This is a genomic window from Mariniphaga sediminis, from assembly GCF_003573545.1.
In the GTDB taxonomy this organism is placed as follows: domain Bacteria; phylum Bacteroidota; class Bacteroidia; order Bacteroidales; family Prolixibacteraceae; genus Mariniphaga; species Mariniphaga sediminis.
On the sequence record NZ_QWET01000009.1, the window covers coordinates 1 to 18,052 of the forward strand.

Below are 18,052 nucleotides of genomic sequence, written 5' to 3' on the forward strand. Positions count from 1 at the left end.
AAAACAACACGAATGCCAAAATCATAAAACACTCACAAACAAAACCTTAACACAAAGTCAATAATTGGAATGCGACCCAAATAGGGATAGAAATATTCAAAAAGGGACACTGCCCCGATTTTAGACACTTGCAGTGCCACTCCGGAACAACACTATTTTTAAAATTAAAAACTCAACGAACTTCGCAAAATCATACATTACCGGGAACCAGTAGCTCCCCAATTATCTGCAGTAACATTTTTTACTTCTTCTTTTTCAATATTATAAACTACTCCTTCCCCTTTGGAGTTTGTCAGAATACCATTACTAAAATGACAATCATGTACGGGCGATTCAACAGCCAGCAATGATTTTCCGTTTGCTATGACGTTCATGCCGTAAACATTTCTGATCTTCCCGGCAACTGACTTTTTCCCGTAACCTTGCCCCCCCAGCAAAATAGCTTCATGTTTTTGACCCAGGCCTTTAAATATTAAGTCCTGAATATAAACATTGTGGATTCCGGCACTATCGCTTCCCCGGATGGCAACCCCCCGATAAACGCTTTCACAATCGATGTTTTTAATCACAATATCTTCCGTATCGTCCACTTCACCACTCCAGCAACCGGCTGTAACCGTTGAAGAGTTTATATCTCCGTTGGTTTTGGGAACATCGGGAAACACATCAAGACTTGATAAGGCAATAAAATCATCCCCTGTCATACCGGTAATATTATTAATCCGGAAGTACTTGCAACCAAATAAAATATCAATTCCGTCCTTGTTTGCTGAAAGCATTTTTTCCCCATTAACATCAATCATTTCGGGATTATAAAAATGAATATCGGATAAGTCGGCATACCATGTACGCTCAAAAGCAAGAGCCCACGCATGCGAGTTTAAAATATTCACATTTTTAAGCTTGAAATTCTTCACATACGCCATTACGATCATGTTATTCCGCCAATCTCCTTTTTGCTTCATCCCTTCTTTTCCGGCATCGGTTCCGTAGCTAACCCTCCAGTTTCCTTTTTCCAGTTCTTTTTGGGTATCCAGGGTCAACAAACGCCGGTAATCACCGGTTGCCCTTGGATTACTTGCCCCTTTTAAAGTGACTTCACCCGTTCCGATAATACTAATATTGTGGTTCCAGACCGGATCGGTGATTCCTTCTCCAACATTATCGCTCCGGAACATGTTGTCCCTGCATTTGTCGGATAACTGCAACGTACAATTATCAAGCAAAATGGTCATATTGGAAGGTAACAGTATTGCACTGTCCAACAACCAGATTGAAGTACCGTTTGCATTTTGCCGCGGAATCCTTACCAAGTTCGATTTTCCCCGGGCTGCCTCAATGGCCTGATAAATCCGTTCGGTATCAGTCCCCTTGAAAATATTGGGGGTTACTTCTTCCGTAAATGAGTTTCCCCTGTTTTTTGACGTTTCACTACAGCCAACCCAGACAAAAAGGTTAATAGCAACCGCAAGTCCTAAAATAATTTTCAAAATATGTCTTTTCATTTTTATTAATTTTTATTCCTTTTAAAACAGTTAAAGCCTGAAATATATCTGTCGATTCCGGTTACATTACTTGACGGAAACATAAACAGGACGAACAGTGCTGCCATCTCTACAAGATTTTTATTTACAACCCAGTAACTTCCTTCAACATATGCATTAACCCCAAAATCAGCAAAAGGGGGATAAGCCAGATAATACATTGAAAGCAAAATAATCCCGAAGATTTTAAATGGTTTTGACAAAAAACCGGTAAACAGGCTCAGTCCGATTAAAGTAAGTCCCCATATATTCAATGTATCGGCAACTTTTAGCTGCCAGCCCGACTCAGCCATCTGGTGAAAAATCGTTGAAAACGGACCAACAGCCCCCGACAAATAAGATTTTGAGGTCCAATTAGGCGTATAAAATTTAATCAACCCTTCATACAAAAAATGCCATCCAATCAGAATCCGAAGAATGGTGAGCGATATAATCTGCCCTTTAGAATAATTCAGTGTATTCATTCTCATCATTTTATATTATCCTATAATTACTGTTTCATTTGCTCTGTCCCAATGAATTGGTTTTTTATGCGCATAAGACAGATTGGCCATGTTAAATGTAACAGCCTCCTCAAAACCAACATCTTCATTACAGCTTGTTTTCCCATTGGTTCTTATCACATCAACCCATTCTTTTAAATGAAGGAATGTGGCATCAATAACTTTCCCATCAATGTAGGTAGGACCATAGCCACTCTTAAAATATGACTTTGAGGTTGCGCTGGAAACCGCGTCAACATTGGCATTGGTATTCGGGGCATAATAATAAAACGGATCATCCGGACTTTCCGGAACATCTTTATAGCGCTCAGAATAGGTATCTTTAAAGAGCATTATAGCCCGGTCAATATCCATTGTGGACTCCGAGCCTAAAATGCGTGACTGCCTGTATATCCCACTTTTTAGTGTTCCGTCATACGTCATAGTAAGCCCACGTTCCGGGTAACTGAACATGGCATTAAAAACATCAGGCATATCATCTTTCCCGACATTATAATAATACTGACCACCAAAAGCCATAACCGACTCAGGAATACCCAACTCCAGCACCTGATTAATACAATCATATGTATGGGAGAAATCGTTTCCTACCATGCCTGTGCCATAATCGTTATAGCGTTGCCAGTTAAAATACCGTTTAGTATCAAACTCATTCCACGGAGCCGTCCCTAAAAACTCTTTCCAGTTTATATTTTCAGGGGTTCCCAAAGAATCGAATTTCCTTTCTCTAATCCAGGCGCCAAACTGCGAATTGCGGTTTGTAAAAGTTTGCACCATTGAAACAGTGCCCAAAACACCTTTCTGATACAGCTCACGCCCGAGTTTAAAACTCATTTGTTGCCGGTTTTCATGCCCGACCTGAAGGACTACTCCGGTTTTTTTAACTGCATCCCTAAGCTGAACAGCCTCTTCAATGCTGTGTGCCATTGGCTTTTCCAGGTAAATATGCTTCCCTGCCTTTGCCGCTTCTACTGCAATAGGAACATGCATATGATCGGGGGTTGCAACAATAATTGCATCAACTTCTTTGCTTGCAATTAACTCCCGGTAATTGGGATACAATTTCACGAATGCATTCCCTGAACTTTTACCCCGAACATCATTTTGAGCCACTTCCTTTCCTCTGTCAGCATGAATACTGAATGTATCGCAAATGGCCGTTATATCGACAAATAAATTTTCATGCCACTTTTGATAAGATAACCACCTGTCGTAAATGGTATCTGCTCTCATCTTTTCAACATATTCCGGATGGAAATAGCCCAACGAATTAAGCAGGTTTTCTCCTCTCCAACCATGCCCCACCAGGCCAACTTTTATACGACTGCTTTCACTCCCGGTGCGTTGCGATAATTTTTCGCGGATAGCATCGAAACTGTCTATTCTCAGCATTTCCTTCGGGTCCTTCTGTTTCCCCAAAAGCTCCTTTTCTATATTATCTTTAAATCCAAATCCAAAGTATCCTAAAAAAGGAAGCGCTGTCAGTCCTTTTAAAAAATCTCTTCTGAAAATTTCCTGATTCTTTGTTTTTTTCATCGGTACTTCAATTTTTGTTTATTACAGCAATCAATTAAACATGCTTCATGATCTTTTTTAATCCCTGACGGGACAGATCTGATATTCGCCGGGGGATGCCTCAAAAAAAATGGTATTCTGGTTTGCTGAAACTTTCCTGTTAAATTCAACTTTTTTATCGGAACTACTCACGGTCCATTCACCGGGACTTAAATCTGTCAGTAACACCTTCCTCTCATTATTCCCGGAAATGGAAAGAGAAAAAGAGTCCTGGTTCTGACCGGTTGTTGAACTCATACAAATGACATAATCAGCCATGTAAATGAAATATTTCCCTCCCTTCTCATAATGCCTGACTGGCAACGGTTTGACATCTTCATTTGCCATTTGAAAAACTGTCAGAAACTTGCTATGCCTGCTTTTTTTGGTTGGCGAGATTAAAACGTGGTAACCATTTGCTTCCGGAATATTTGAGGAGACTGTAACCTGAGGGCCATATAATTTACCCAAATCAGCGCTGCCAAGTATTTGGGTTTGCCGTTTGGCTGGCTCAGGCTGAAGCATTTGAACATACGTCTTTCCTTCAGACCCATTCCGACTATTCTGCAAAATAATGCAACTATCCTCATTTGTGGGTTTAGTCAGCGTATTCATTTGCCATTCCTTTTTAAATCCGGATTTGGCCGCTAACACATCATCTGCCAGGATAATGGCAGCAGGTATGTCATCCCTGTTCAGATTCAGAAAGCAAAAGCTTCGTGTATACCGGCTCATTTTTTCACTATAGGCTTTGGTCAGATCCGCCTTGAAAAAGCTATAAAACGGTTTTTGTTTCGATGGACCAAAATCGGCTGATAAAACTTCGCCGTTGTTAAACCACGGGTCACTTTTTACTTCCTGAGGTGTTAGAGGGAAACGCTGATTAAACCGGGTACCTCCGTCATTAAATTTTGTATTGAATAAAATTTCCTCACCCGGATCTTTAACAAGCATCATGCTATGAGCAATAGATCTTTTATTAAAGCTAAAATCATACGAACTCCCATAATAACTATAAAGTCCCAAATCACACACCTGCAAGCCTTTGTAGTAAATCTGGATGGCTCCTGCATCGGAATGCTGGTGGTTTCCAAAGTGATACCCGCCCCCTTTAATTTCAGCTACAACATCGTTTGAATTCATGCCCATATCCCAACCTGTCCGCGCCACCATTGACCCCAGAACAGATCCAAAATCGATGGTCAGTGGAAGAGAACTTCTATCCGGGTTTGCCTCAAGATTGGGGTCATTGATCAGCAAAAACAAAAGGGGATTATCAGGGATTCGTCCCTGCCGGTAAAATTCAGCCTTGGCTAACGGATCGTTTGCATAAGAATAAAGCAGAAGCATGGTTTCGGGATGTTTCCAATAATATGGATTTCCATTTCTGGAAACGGAAAACATGTCGCCGTCGCGCAGCATTTCCCCATCCGGAAGACGCATATACAACCAGTATTTCGACAAGCCAGTAATGTTATTATCAAACACCCGGCGTCCTGTCATTCGATAAAAAAGCCAGGCTGCGTGCATTTCCCAACCTAAACGATATGCACCATAATCTACTCCCTGGTTATGCCGGGGAGACTGGTATTCAAACTTTCGCATCGGCACCAATTGTTCCAAAACCTGATACGAAGTATAACGGTACGGCACCGGATCTTCATCAAAAACAGCGATGCTCATGGCTAAAAGGTCGCGGTTAACCTGGGCTTCATTTCCATGCCCATTGATGACAGATGCTTTAAAAGGAGGCCACCCGATTTCCATCTCCTCGGCAAGGCGCATAAGATGCGAATATAAAATATGCCGTTCTCCCTCACTTATAATAGCATAGCACCAGTCATAAACCAACGATGCAGTATAAATGGCACTGCCAATTTTTCGGGTGATATCGCCGAACCTGATATTCCCAAATTCAAGAACAGACAAGTAGTCCAACGTCAACCTGACTGCTTCACGACCAATAACACTATCATTTAAAACCAGGTAAAAGAAAGCTTTATCCTGAACAGCTTCCTCCAGTTCAGGATAATGCAATATCTCATGCCTGGAAGGAACAAAATGAAATGTACGGCGGGCAACTTTCTCTATCTTTTGCCAGGCCTCAGCGTTCTCTGCATGTTCAAGCCGCTTTTTAATTAACGGAAGAATTTGTGGAGTAACCCATAACCGGGGATGACCTTCCGGGGGAGTAATGGACGGAGTATAATTTTTAACATCAGCGGGAACTATTGGTGGGACGTATTTTTTTATGACTACTTTTTCAAGACATACACCTTTGGGTAACCATATTTTTAGTTGTTGCTTCTCTCCTGATAAATGAAATTTACCTAAATCGTGATGGTAATAATTTCGTGCATCAGATACAATGCGCTTGGTAGGTCGTTGATTATCTACCTGAATTTTGGCAAACAATGTTGGAGGGTTTCCTGTAAAACTGTCTAAATTTTCTCTGACTACTGTTGTTTCGAAAACATATTCGCCTCGCAAGGGTGCTTTAATCCAAAAAAATATATCGGCCCTGTCCGTTTCAACTTCATCAACCTTTTCAGAAGAACTGTCTTTTAATCTTAGCAACTTTAGTTTTGGAGAACCCTTTTCATATATAATTTCAGAAGACATTTCATTCATGTTCCCCACATCAACATTTAAGTTACACGTTGTGCTATCGGACCAGGTAGCAAGTCTTTCCTGTGCGAAAGCATTCAAATTATATAAAATGAAAAGTGATAATATAATTAGCTTTGGAAACATAAAATCGGGTTTAAATTTTAGAGCAGACTGAAAAGCAAGACGGTCCCACTCTGCATTGGATCTCACAAAGACACTTCGCGGGAGCTTAATCACGGCGTGACCCAAAAGCCACGCCGTGAAATACAGATTAAAATGATGTTTTAGCTCCCGATGCAACTTCCGGTACGTATATCATTTGTTGTTTTGACATACTCCGTCCGGGAACCACCCATTGATTATATCTTAATGCTTTATCTGCTCAGATAAATGAATCCCATCTCATTACAAGAATGAAAGCACTATAAAATGGGAATTATCTGAAACATCTTTTGCAACTATTCCCACCCGGGATTTTGAGTAAGTTCCGGGTTGAGATCAATCTCTGAGGATGGTATGGCCCAAAGATACTCCCTCTCTGCAAATCCACGTGTTCTTAATTTATTTCCAATAAATCCTTCCACATCGTGATTACAGAGCTCTACGCCAATTTTCCATCTTCTTATATCGGAATACCAAAGACCTTCTCCCGGAAATTCAACCCTCCGTTCGTGACGTATTCTTTCACGTACTTCATCTTTTGTCCCTTCCGGAATGGGAGGCATTGACACTCTCGCCCTCACCCTGTTTATGGCATTATATACTGATTCGTCAGGACCACTTTGTTCATTTTTTGCTTCAGCATACATTAATAAAACATCAGCAAAACGAATTTCAGGAATATTGTTGGGCGAGTTATAGCGCTGGGAATTCTCATCTCCCTGATGAACAAATTTTCTCCAGGCATACACCGCCTGAAAGTTAGACACAAAACACTCACTGTCTGAGGCATCCTGAGGCCACTTATAAATTAATGTTTTCCCTCCTTCACCAATAAAAGTTGACCAGGGAACTACCACAGTCTGTTGCAAACGAGGATCCCTGTTGTTGAAAATTTCCTTTACCAGGTCTTCTTTGGCCCAATCGTCAGCATTTGACGGGTCGAAAGCCTCTCCATTTATTGTTTCAAAATTATCCCAACTGAATGGCGTCCCGTCAGCCATTTCATAGCTGTCTATAAGTTTGACGGTAGGCACTGTTCTTTGCCACCCTCCTGTTTTTGTATTCCGGTTTCCGTAGGTAATATCGCAACGGTTCCCGAAACCTTCCACCATAATATACTGGGCATCAAAAATAACTTCGCTATTGTCTTCCCACTTAAAATTAAACAACTGCTCGTACACAGGATGTAAGTCTCTGCCACTATTCTTTATAACAAAATCAAAGTCTGCTGCGGCCATTTCCCATTCCTGACCAAAAAGATAAGTTTTTCCTCGTAACGACATGGCCGCCCATTTTGTTGCACGGCCGGCATCGCCGCTTGAATAACCGGAAGGAAGCAGATCGATGGCATCCGTTAAATCCTGCACAATAAAAGAATCAACTTGCTCAACCGTATTTCTTGGCTTATATGCCTCGTCGTAATTCATGGGAGTATCATAAATCGGCACTCCGCCAAAATAATCCCTCAACTTAAAGTAAAACAGGGCTCTTAGAAATTTCGCCTCGCCCATTAAACGCGATTTCAAACTCTCATCCATAGAAATATCCGGGATACGTTTAATGGCCGTATTGGCCCGGTAAATTCCCTTATACAAAATTCCCCATGGCCCGGAGAAAAATGAACCGTATGCAACATATTGCCCGGTTGTCATTCCGGTGGACCAGGTTTGATAAGAAATGTCAGAAAAATCGTCTAACATCCCGTAGTTGGTAAATGTATTATTTAGCTGATAATAGGCATTGTAAATGGAGTTTACTCCTTCCACTGCATCATCAGCATCTACCCAAAATGATTCTTCTGACAATTGAATTAATGACGGCCTTTGCAAAAAATCGTCCTGACAAGAAGCAAGGCTTATAACTATAATTACTATTGATAATATCTTATTTTTCATCGTTCTATTAATTAAAAGGTGATATTAAGACCTGCAATGAACTGTTTCATATTAGGATAAGCAACTCCGGCATTCTCCGGATCAAACCCCGGATAGTCTGTAAATGTGAAATAGTTTTCCAGGGTTGTATAAAGCCTCAGGCGTTGAATCAAAAATTTTGAAGAAATCCTGGCAGGTACAGTATATCCAAGTTGTATTGATTTGATACGGAAAAAGGATGCATCGTACAACCAATAATCGCTACCGATGGTGTTGTTTGCCAACCCGGTAGTCAGTCGCGGATAATGGGCCGATTTGTTCGCTTCAGTCCACCTGTTTGTTATGTCTGCTTTCTGAATATAATCCCAGTGAAGGTTAAACGTATTAAAAGTACCATCGCCCCAATAAGAGTCAATACCAGATACACCTTGTCCCAGAACGAACAGGTCGATGTCTTTGTACGAAGCGCTGATATTTATACCATACGTTGCCTTCGGAATTGAAGAACCTTTGATAACGCGGTCGTCATCGTTTATTACCTTATCGTCATTCTGGTTCTTATACAAAAAGTCTCCTGGTTGAGGTATGGCCGGAGAAAAAGTATAGCCGTCAGCAATTAACTGATCGATCTCACTCTGGTCTTGAATAATATGGTCAACTTCTCTGATGTAGAACGGGAATATAGAATAACCTTCGGTTAACACCTGCTGGCCTAAAACGGTCTTTACATCTCCCAGGTATTTCATCACTTCATTATTCACAAAACTGATGTTGCCTCCTACGCTATATTGAAAATCATTTCCTACGTGTCCGTAATAATTCAGCTGAGCTTCCCATCCACGGTTTCTGACTTCCGCCGCATTTTGACTAGGTGCGCTAACATTTCCCATTACTCCGGGAATCGGCAACTTCACCAGGATGTTATCGGTCAGTTTATCAAAAAGGTCAACAGATAATGAAAGGCTGTTTTTAAACATGGCCAGATCAAAACCTACATTTGAAGTAGTGGTCGACTCCCAGGTTATCTTCGTATTTGAAAGTTCAGTAGGAGCAATTCCGGTAACAATATTTCCTCCGAAAGAGTAGTTTTGAGATCCATACAATGACTGATATTCGTAATCGCCAATATTGTTATTGCCGAGTTCTCCCCAGGATGCCCTCACTTTAAAATTATCAACCCAGGTCCTCAAAGACTCGAAAAATGATTCTTCGGACATCCTCCATCCGGCAGAGAAAGATGGAAAAAATCCCCACCTTCTATCTGATGCAAATCGGGACGACCCGTCGTAACGTCCATTGGCCTCGAATAAATACTTCCCTTTAAAATCGTAATTAATTCTTCCAAAATAGGAACGTAAAGCACGGTCAGCTGCAGTTCCTCGTACCACCGGATCGGCAGCAGCAGCATCCAGCACATAAATATTGTCGCTTATCAAATCATATTTGGATGCAGAAAAGCTATCGGTACGGGAATACTCCTGATCGAAGCCAGCCAACGCTCCAAAATGATGCACATCATTTAAAGTATAATTGAAGCGCAACAACTCATTTAGTGTAGTAGAATAGTACCTGGAATTAGCGTTTGAAACAAAATTACGCGAAGCTGTTTCATAAAGCACTGCATCTGTTTGAAAATCCCAAATCTCAACAGGCCCCGAATAACTCCAACTCCGGTAATTATTGTAATTACCTGCAAAGCTTGTTTCAAATTCAAAATACTTGAGAAAATTAATTTTCGCGAAAAATTTTAACCCCACGCGTTGCCTTTCATTATTTCCTGTGGCGCTTTCCATAAATGCCCTGGGGTTATATGCCATTTTATTTTCACCTTCCATCATACTGCCACCGTAACGTCCATCAGATGATTTGGGAAGGATTCCCGGGTTTGTCTGCAACATTGTTTTAAAGAGCTCATTTACATCCAATGCTCCCCTGTCAGACCAAAATCCAAAAACATTACCTCCCACGCTGAGCCAATCAGAGATTTTCGAATCAGCGTTTAACCGGAATGAATATTTCTGGAATTCTGCATTCTCAACAACTCCTTTATTATCAAGATATCCTAAAGACAGTAAAAAATTGGCCTTTTCATTTCCTCCACGAACAGACAAATTATGCTCATTGACAACTGAAGGCTCCAGAATATCACGAAACCAGTCAGTATTAGGATAATCCAACGGATTTGTTTTTGATTTTTCCCTCCATTCATTAATTAGACCCTGGTCGAAGACTTCCGGTTGACCACTATTCGAATAGGCTTCATTCAACAATTCCATATGCGTAGGATAGTCACTAATAAAATCTATCATATTAGCGGCTTTCTCTACACCAACGTATCCATTGTATGTTACTGAAACATCGCCTTCTTCCCCCCGTTTTGTAGTTATCAGGATTACACCGTTCGCGGCCCTCGAACCATAAATAGCGCTGGAAGAAGCATCTTTTAATACAGATATCTGTGCAATATTATTAGGATTTACATCATTAATATTTCCGGCAATCCCATCAATTAAAACCAATGGAGATGCATCATTCAATGTACCTACGCCTCGGATACGAAGTGAAACAGATTCATTTCCCGGAGCCGAACTATTTTGTGTTACCACCAAACCAGGGCTCATCCCTGCCAACCCAATAGCAGTATTAGTTAAAGGCCTGCTGTTCATTGATTCAGAAAAATCAATAGAAGAGACAGAACCCGTAAGATTAGCCTTTTTCATTGTTCCGTACCCGACAGCAACAACCTCTTCCAACCCAATGGTCTCTTCCTTCATTGTAACATTTATAATAGTTTTCCCTGCTACAATAACTTCCTGTGTTCTCATCCCCACAAACGAAAATACAAGCGTGGCATCATCCGGAATATCGGATAACGAATAGTCTCCATCAGCATTGGTAATTGTTCCCTTTGTGGTACCTTTAATAACGACCGTAACCCCAGGTAATGGCTGCCCTCCAAAGTCAGTTACCTTGCCGGAAACCACTGAGACCTGAGCCCCCTGCTTCATTGTTTTTGTTGCATCGCCTGCTTTTTTCCCCTTATTAAGATACAACGCAATTTGCCGGTCAACCACCTGGTAATTAATATTTGTACCCGTTAAAACATAGTTCAGAATTTCATCAATACTTGCATTTCTGAAATTCACACTGACATTTTTATCCACCTCAAGGTGCTCGGTATAGAAAAACCGGAATTCACTCTGGTTTTCAATCTGTTTGAACACCTCAGCAATGGTTGTATTATCCATTTGAAGTGATAATCTTGTTTGCGCATAAGATTCTGTAGCCATTACAGACCAGGCAGACAAGCAAATAATAAAAATATTCAACTTCATAATCATTAAAAATCTTAACCAAAAAGTAATCAGGTTACTCTTTTTTAATTTGCTTTTTTTCATAATTTTGAATTGTTTAAAACTAAATAATTTTGTAAAAAGTTATTTTTTTACAAGTGAGGAAGGCTCCATCTTTCTCACTTGTTTTTTTAGAGGGAAACTTTTGTTTTGAAAATCAATTTCAATTTTTCATAGGCAGACTCATTTTTATCGAAGTTTCAGTATTAATTTACGTGTCTTTTCGTCGTAAGAATATTTGATATCATCTGTGATTTCTAAGAGTTGCAGGATTTCGCTGATACCTTCAAACTGGAAAGTTCCGGTAAGCCGGATATAATTAATGGCCTCATCGGCGATATCAATATCAATTCCATACCAGCGCTCAAGTCGTAAAACAGCATCTTCGAATGGCTCGTCTTTGAATATTAAAAGATTATCCTTCCATGCGGTAAGTACATTAATATCTACTTCTTGTTTATTCAATTTACCCGTTTGCGCATCTACTGTAACCTGTTCCCCGGGGTCTAAAAAGGTTTCCATGCCTTGCAAATTTTCAATGGCTACTTTGCCGTTTACCAGTGTTACCGAGGCTGGTTCCCCGTTATATGCATCCACATCAAAGGAGGTTCCATGCACATTTACTTTGAAACTGTTGGTTACTACTTCAAAAGGAGTATTATCTTTTTTTACATCGAAATAAGCCTGGCCTTCTAATTCTACCTTTCTCATCTTGCTTGAAAACTGCGTGGGAAAATGGATAGTAGATCCCGAATTTAGCCACACTTTTGAGCCGTCCGGCAAGTCAAAACTGGAACGTGAAGCCAGTGGAGAAGTTATTGTCTGCATTATTGCTTCGGAAGAAGCTCTGTCGCTGGCATAATATACCAATGCAAGGGTGAGAGGTAAAATCAGTATGGCAGCAATCCGCAAAAGGTAATCAACGACTTCCAGCTTTTTTACCTTTTCATTCTTATTGATGCTGTAATGGATTTTATAAAGAGTACCTGTAAGATCGGGATGTTCCCCTTCATTGGTTGTTGTATTCCAATGTTGCTTCATCTGAACATCGCGAACGGGCCATTTATCTTTTGCCAATAACAGATCGAGTGCAGATTTAAACTCTTCGTCGCTGCATTTATTTTCAACATATTTATTTAAAAAACGCTCCTCCATTATTGTGCTTCTATTTTATTCTTTTACCCCTTTTTTACAATATTCCTTCTACAACCAGTAGCTCAGCGGAGTATTTATTATACCTGTCCCTATTACGATGTAGAATAAACCTTGTGACATTATAATTACCCTGCTTTATTAATTAAAACGCACAAATTACAAAAACCCCTGCTCCGATTTTTATTTTTTCAGATTTAATAAGACACCACAACACAAAGTCATTCATAAAGAAGATATTACACGCCAAAAATATATGCTCCATCTTATATTTTTAGCTCTGAATTATTTTCTAAATCCGAACAAAAAATCGTTATCCGATTTTTAAACTGAAAAGAATATTTACTCCGAAAAACAAGTGTTTAGAAGGCTACTTCTAACTTTTTACAGTCGTTTTACTTTATTGCAAATACACTTATTCTTTCTATTTTTACAGCGTAGCTATACCAGAAAAGGAAACAATGAATTCAGTGGAGGCAAAAATCCTTTTGAAACAGTTTAAGGCAAATGACAAAGATGCGATAAACAAGCTCTATGAAATGTTTAGCCGTAAACTATATAATTTTGCCTTTTCTTACTTAAAGACAGAGGAAGATGCACTGGATGTTGTTCAAACTGTTTTTGTAAACCTTTGGGATAAAAGAAAAAATATCAGTGATGATTCTAATCTGGAGTCCTATCTTTTTACCGTTACAAAAAATGCGGTCATTTCAACCTTCCGAAAAAAAGTTCAGGAAAAAAAATACCTGGAAAATTTGAGGCAAACGACTGTCCTTTCTTACAACGATACGGATGAAAAATACGATTATGAAATCTTGTATGAAAAAATCCAAAAATTAATTGAGGAACTTCCCGAGAAAAGGAGACACATTTTTAAATTATATAAAGAGGAAGGGTTAAGTAATAAGGAGATTGCAGAAAAATTAAACATCTCTGTCAAAACCGTAGAGGACCACAAAACGAAAGCAAAACATTTTATAAAAAATAATCTTGAGAAATCGGGTTTTATCGCCTTGCTGTTGTTCGAGGTATTTTTGTAACGTTTGAATATTTATTTGTTGTTCGCTTATATCAATTCAGATACAAATCTCTGTACCTGAGAATGATTCCAACATAGAAAAAGTTTCTAAAAACCCCCTTTCAAAATAAACTTCCGGAACTCTGCTTCCTTTGTTTAACTTTTGTGGGTTGTACTGGATTCGAACCAGTGACCCCTACCCTGTCAAGGTAATGCTCTAAACCAACTGAGCTAACAACCCAAATTCGCTGCAAAAATAAAAAAACAAGCCCAGTAAAAATACACCGGGCCTGTTTTTTTATTTCATCTCATTAAAATTGTTTATTTCGTTTGTATTCGATGTAACTCCCGATAAATTTTAATTCTTCTTGTTTGTGAATTTAAAGAATTAAAATTCATTTTCGTTTCAAATGAAAAATTTCAATATAAATAGTACTGCCAGTACAATCATTACCGGCGAAAGTGCCCTGATTTTTCCGGACAATAACTTTAACAACACATAAGAGAGCATCCCGAAAACAATTCCGTCAGCAATGCTATAGCTGAGGGGCATAATAATGATAGTAATGAAGGCAGGTATGGCTTCAGTAAAATCATCAAAATTGATTTTCTGGATAGGTGACATCATAAAAAAGCCGACCAAAACGAGGGCTGCAGCAGTGGCGGCAGGTGGTACCATAATAAACAATGGAGCAAAAAACAGGGCAATCAGGAAAAGAATGGCTGTAGTAAGCGAAGTAAGTCCTGTTTTTCCACCTTCGGCTACACCTGAAGCACTCTCCACATAAGTTGTAACAGTGCTGGTACCAAAAATGGCGCCAAGGGTTGTCCCGATAGAATCGGCAAACAGCGCCTGTTTTACGCGCGGAACCCGTCCTTCCTTATCGAGCATGTTGGCTTTCGACGAAACACCAACAAGGGTCCCTACTGTATCAAACATGTCGACAAACAGGAAGGTGAACAACACAACCAGCATGTCGAATGTAAAAATCTGGGAAAATTCAAACTTAAAGAAGATGGGAGAAAGGGAAGGCGGAACATCTATAAGTTTTCCCTCGGGTAAGTGGGTTACTCCCAATGGAATTCCTACGACAGTAGCGACAAATATCCCAACCAGCAGTGAGCCTTTCACTTTCAGTGCCAGCAATACAGCCGTTAAAACAATTCCTCCCAGAGCAACGAGTGCTACAGGTGAATTCACGTCTCCCAGTCCAACCAGGGTTGCATCGTTATTCACTATTATACCGGCATTTTGCAGGCCAATAAAAGCGATAAACAAACCAATACCCGCAGAAACAGCATGCTTCACCGACAATGGAATTGCATTTACTATCAATTCACGTATATTAAATGCTGTCAGGATAAGGAAAAGAATCCCTTCAATAAAAACGGCTGTTAATGCAAATTGCCAACTGTGCCCCATTCCGAGTACTACTGTGAAAGCAAAAAATGCATTCAGTCCCATACCCGGCGCCAGCGCAAAAGGAAGGCGGGCGACCAGTGCCATAACAAGAGTTGCCACAAAAGCAGACAAGGCGGTAGCGGTAAACAAGGCGCTTTTATCCATGCCGGTGGCACTCAAAATATCAGGATTTACTGCCAGAATGTAGGCCATAGTCATAAAGGTGGTTATTCCGGCCAGGATTTCTGTTTTAACAGTAGTCTTGTTTTCGTTTAATTTAAAGATTCGGTTTAACATATTATTCTTTTTTAGAATGTAACTTTAGCCCCTATGGTTGGCATCACATTAAACCCTTTTCTTCCACCAAAATTGGTATTTATCTCCACCTCAGAACCCAGTGCGAAGTTCTTATTGAAATTATACCACAATTGCGGCTCAGCCAGAAAAACAAACTTGGTAGTTTCTTCGCCAAATACAAAATCTTCGCGCCACAAATCAGCAAAACCGGTAAAAGAAAGTTTGTTGCCAGCAAAATTCCAATACCAAACAGCGGTTACCTGGAAAGCAGCATCGTGCTTACCACGAATATATTTATAAAGCGCCTGTAAAGTTAATCCTTTCGAAAAATCGGCGGCATTCAGGGAGTATTCCAACCCTCCCAGCCAGGCATCATTGATTTGATAAGCTCCACCCGGGGCATATTGTCCAAAGCCCCCGTTATATTCACCGTGAAATGCCACAGGTGAATCACCCAGCTTAATAGCACGTGCTATTTCCCAGTAGGCCATGCTGATGCCTTCAACATCGCCCACATTATAGTCCATATCTATAAAAAAGAATGTGCTTCCCCAACTATCCGGCTTGAACATTTCGACCGTGGAAGTAAAATACCCCCTTCCATCGCCCATGTCATAATGTAATTGAACATTTTGAGCTTGTGAAGCAACAACAAATAACAATAAAGCTAACGCAGGAATAATCTTTCTCATATTTTCGGTTTTTAATTTATATTGGCACAAAAATAAGGAAAGTTATTAAAAAGAAACCCCGGCAAAAGGACTGGCCGGGGTTATTTTTTCATCGGGAAGATAAAAAAATATGGGTCATCTATTTAAGATGAGGTAAAGTTAAAAAAGTTCACCTCAAAATCCAAATTATTTTTTTATTAAATTTTCCTCAAAGCATCATTTAAATACGAATTGACTTTGTGCAGTTGACTGAAAGCATCCACTGCCTTTTTAAGAAAATCTCCGCCCGTCAACTCATTGTCAGTCACAGGAGCAGTAAAAACATACGATTTGTAACGAAGCAGGTGGATGTATGTATGATCTTTGGGAAACCCTTTGGGAGCTGTTTTCAACTGATGATCATACATTTCAGGAAAGAATGCCTTAAAGTCAGAATGGCCTGTTATTTCAAGAAACTCTTCGGGGAACCGGGAAATATGCTGACGAATTGCTTTAAGAGACTCTCCCTGTGGCATATAAACTCCACCTCCCATAAAGCTCCCTCCCGGCTCTATGTGAAAATAATAGCCTGCTGACTCACTTTTCCTGCCTCCTTTTGCAAGGAAGCTCCCAAAATTGGTTTTGTAAGGTTGCTTGTCTTTGGAAAACCGGACATCGCGATAAATACGAAACATGCACTTTTTTGGATCCATAACAGGAATTTCCGTGTCAAACTTTCGAATCTCATTCAGCAAAACATCCGTAACAAAAAGTACCTTGTCTCTACTTTCCTCATACCGCTTTTTGTTCGCTTCAAACCATTCACGGTTATTATTTACCGAGAGCTCCCGGAGAAACTGTAAAACTTTTTCCATTCTGTACTGAAATTAAGTTACTTTTATGCCAAGGTAATTATTTTTTAAACAAAAAAAGGAATGAAAAAGTTTGCTCTGATTGTGGCAGGAGGAAGAGGGAACCGGATGCAATCGGCCATCCCCAAACAATTTATTGAGCTTCGGGACAGACCACTTTTGATGCATACTTTTGAAGCTTTTCTGAAAAATGATCCTTCGTTTCATTTTATTTTGGTTTTACCCGAAAATGAGATGGGAACCTGGGAAAAACTTTGCAAAACACATTCGTTTAATGTAAAACACATTGTAGTTAAAGGAGGAGAAACCCGGTTTCACTCAGTCAAAAACGGGCTGGCTGAAATAAATGAAGAGGGGATTATTTTTATTCATGACGGGGTGCGTCCACTGGTTTCGGTCCGGACCATCGAAAACTGTTACCAAACTGCCTTGCAAAAAGGAAATGCCCTCCCTGTTATGGCTCCGTCGGAGTCAGTTAGGGAGGTATCCGGAGAACAAAACCGGGCGGTAGATCGCACCCATTATTTTTTGGTACAAACTCCACAAACATTCAGATCGAAGCTAATAAAAACTGCCTACACCCAAAACTATTCGGAAAAATTCACGGACGATGCTTCGGTACTTGAAAGTACCGGTGAAAAGATTCACCTTGTGGAAGGGAATCGCGAAAATATCAAAATCACCTTTCCTGAAGATTTGATTTTTGCGAAGGCGCTTCTTTGAAAAACGACAAAAAACTCCGATATTCGGATTTTTACCGGTAAAAATTTATTCCTGACTTCTTTAAAATTCTGGTTCACTACTTCTATTTGTTTTTTTAATTGCCCGATTCCGCTATTCGCCGATTCCAACTATTCAAGCTTTGCCAGGATGAATATTTTTGCATCTGACATTGAAAAAAATCTTTACGATAGTGTAATGAAAACAGAACAAAAACACACTTTTAATTATTATAACTGAAGGTTTTTTTAAAGCATTCAAATTAATTTTTACAGAAAACTATTAAACATTATTCAGGATGAACATCAGAATAAAACAGCAATTTTGGCTAACTATTCTTA

General features: G+C 39.8%; 12 protein-coding genes and 1 tRNA gene. 2 read left to right on the forward strand and 11 right to left on the reverse strand.

Going from position 1 to position 18,052, the window contains the following annotated elements; all coding sequences use genetic code 11:
* Positions 1-197: 197 nt before the first annotated feature.
* The 7 genes from D1164_RS13115 to D1164_RS13145 all read right to left on the reverse strand — a co-directional run bounded on the left by D1164_RS13115 (position 198) and on the right by D1164_RS13145 (position 12,755).
* Positions 198-1,505 carry a glycosyl hydrolase family 28 protein gene (locus tag D1164_RS13115; protein WP_119350454.1) on the reverse strand — a complete coding sequence of 436 codons (1,308 nt, stop codon included), beginning with the start codon at positions 1,503-1,505 and terminating at the stop codon, positions 198-200.
* 5 nt (positions 1,506-1,510) lie between these two features.
* On the reverse strand, positions 1,511-2,008 hold the full coding sequence (locus tag D1164_RS13120; protein WP_119350455.1) for a DoxX family protein: 498 nt from the start codon (positions 2,006-2,008) through the stop codon (positions 1,511-1,513).
* Positions 2,009-2,023: 15 nt separating this feature from the next.
* Positions 2,024-3,583, reverse strand: a complete 1,560-nt coding sequence (locus tag D1164_RS13125) for a Gfo/Idh/MocA family protein (protein ID WP_119350456.1) — start codon at positions 3,581-3,583, stop codon at positions 2,024-2,026.
* Positions 3,584-3,640: 57 nt separating this feature from the next.
* Positions 3,641-6,355, reverse strand: a complete 2,715-nt coding sequence (locus D1164_RS13130; RefSeq protein WP_119350457.1) for a hypothetical protein — start codon at positions 6,353-6,355, stop codon at positions 3,641-3,643.
* 314 nt (positions 6,356-6,669) lie between these two features.
* A complete protein-coding gene (locus tag D1164_RS13135; protein ID WP_119350458.1) occupies positions 6,670-8,268 on the reverse strand; it encodes a RagB/SusD family nutrient uptake outer membrane protein in 1,599 nt (532 codons plus the stop codon).
* A gap of 11 nt (positions 8,269-8,279) precedes the next feature.
* A complete protein-coding gene (locus D1164_RS13140) occupies positions 8,280-11,645 on the reverse strand; it encodes a TonB-dependent receptor (RefSeq protein WP_119350459.1) in 3,366 nt (1,121 codons plus the stop codon).
* Positions 11,646-11,789: 144 nt separating this feature from the next.
* A complete protein-coding gene (locus D1164_RS13145) occupies positions 11,790-12,755 on the reverse strand; it encodes a FecR family protein (RefSeq protein ID WP_119350460.1) in 966 nt (321 codons plus the stop codon).
* Positions 12,756-13,213: 458 nt separating this feature from the next.
* Between D1164_RS13145 and D1164_RS13150 the strand changes: the two genes are divergently transcribed.
* On the forward strand, positions 13,214-13,792 hold the full coding sequence (locus D1164_RS13150; protein WP_119350461.1) for an RNA polymerase sigma factor: 579 nt from the start codon (positions 13,214-13,216) through the stop codon (positions 13,790-13,792).
* A gap of 144 nt (positions 13,793-13,936) precedes the next feature.
* Here D1164_RS13150 and D1164_RS13155 read toward each other — a convergent pair.
* The 4 genes from D1164_RS13155 to D1164_RS13170 all read right to left on the reverse strand — a co-directional run bounded on the left by D1164_RS13155 (position 13,937) and on the right by D1164_RS13170 (position 16,994).
* Positions 13,937-14,011, reverse strand: a tRNA-Val gene (locus D1164_RS13155).
* A gap of 165 nt (positions 14,012-14,176) precedes the next feature.
* Positions 14,177-15,469 carry an NCS2 family permease gene (locus D1164_RS13160; protein WP_119350462.1) on the reverse strand — a complete coding sequence of 431 codons (1,293 nt, stop codon included), beginning with the start codon at positions 15,467-15,469 and terminating at the stop codon, positions 14,177-14,179.
* 11 nt (positions 15,470-15,480) lie between these two features.
* Entirely contained in the window at positions 15,481-16,161 is a 681-nt protein-coding gene (locus D1164_RS13165) for a DUF5020 family protein (RefSeq protein ID WP_119350463.1), read from the reverse strand.
* A gap of 176 nt (positions 16,162-16,337) precedes the next feature.
* The gene (locus D1164_RS13170; RefSeq protein WP_119350464.1) at positions 16,338-16,994 is read right to left on the reverse strand and encodes a DUF2461 domain-containing protein; all 657 of its coding nucleotides are present in this window, start codon (positions 16,992-16,994) and stop codon (positions 16,338-16,340) included.
* 60 nt (positions 16,995-17,054) lie between these two features.
* Here D1164_RS13170 and D1164_RS13175 point away from each other — a divergent pair, with 60 nt between their 5' ends.
* Complete coding sequence (locus D1164_RS13175; protein ID WP_119350465.1) at positions 17,055-17,714, forward strand: 2-C-methyl-D-erythritol 4-phosphate cytidylyltransferase; 660 nt, start codon at positions 17,055-17,057, stop codon at positions 17,712-17,714.
* Positions 17,715-18,052: the final 338 nt, after the last annotated feature.

What these genes read in the sequence shown, in the direction of transcription:
- D1164_RS13115 (WP_119350454.1), bottom strand. Translation starts at nt 1,505, where the DNA reads ATGAAAAGACATATTTTGAAAATTATTTTAGGACTTGCGGTTGCTATT.
- D1164_RS13140 (WP_119350459.1), bottom strand. Translation starts at nt 11,645, where the DNA reads ATGAAAAAAAGCAAATTAAAAAAGAGTAACCTGATTACTTTTTGGTTA.
- D1164_RS13170 (WP_119350464.1), bottom strand. Translation starts at nt 16,994, where the DNA reads ATGGAAAAAGTTTTACAGTTTCTCCGGGAGCTCTCGGTAAATAATAAC.
- D1164_RS13145 (WP_119350460.1), bottom strand. Translation starts at nt 12,755, where the DNA reads ATGGAGGAGCGTTTTTTAAATAAATATGTTGAAAATAAATGCAGCGAC.
- D1164_RS13125 (WP_119350456.1), bottom strand. Translation starts at nt 3,583, where the DNA reads ATGAAAAAAACAAAGAATCAGGAAATTTTCAGAAGAGATTTTTTAAAA.
- D1164_RS13130 (WP_119350457.1), bottom strand. Translation starts at nt 6,355, where the DNA reads ATGTTTCCAAAGCTAATTATATTATCACTTTTCATTTTATATAATTTG.
- D1164_RS13135 (WP_119350458.1), bottom strand. Translation starts at nt 8,268, where the DNA reads ATGAAAAATAAGATATTATCAATAGTAATTATAGTTATAAGCCTTGCT.
- D1164_RS13150 (WP_119350461.1), top strand. Translation starts at nt 13,214, where the DNA reads ATGAATTCAGTGGAGGCAAAAATCCTTTTGAAACAGTTTAAGGCAAAT.
- D1164_RS13120 (WP_119350455.1), bottom strand. Translation starts at nt 2,008, where the DNA reads ATGAATACACTGAATTATTCTAAAGGGCAGATTATATCGCTCACCATT.
- D1164_RS13165 (WP_119350463.1), bottom strand. Translation starts at nt 16,161, where the DNA reads ATGAGAAAGATTATTCCTGCGTTAGCTTTATTGTTATTTGTTGTTGCT.
- D1164_RS13160 (WP_119350462.1), bottom strand. Translation starts at nt 15,469, where the DNA reads ATGTTAAACCGAATCTTTAAATTAAACGAAAACAAGACTACTGTTAAA.
- D1164_RS13175 (WP_119350465.1), top strand. Translation starts at nt 17,055, where the DNA reads ATGAAAAAGTTTGCTCTGATTGTGGCAGGAGGAAGAGGGAACCGGATG.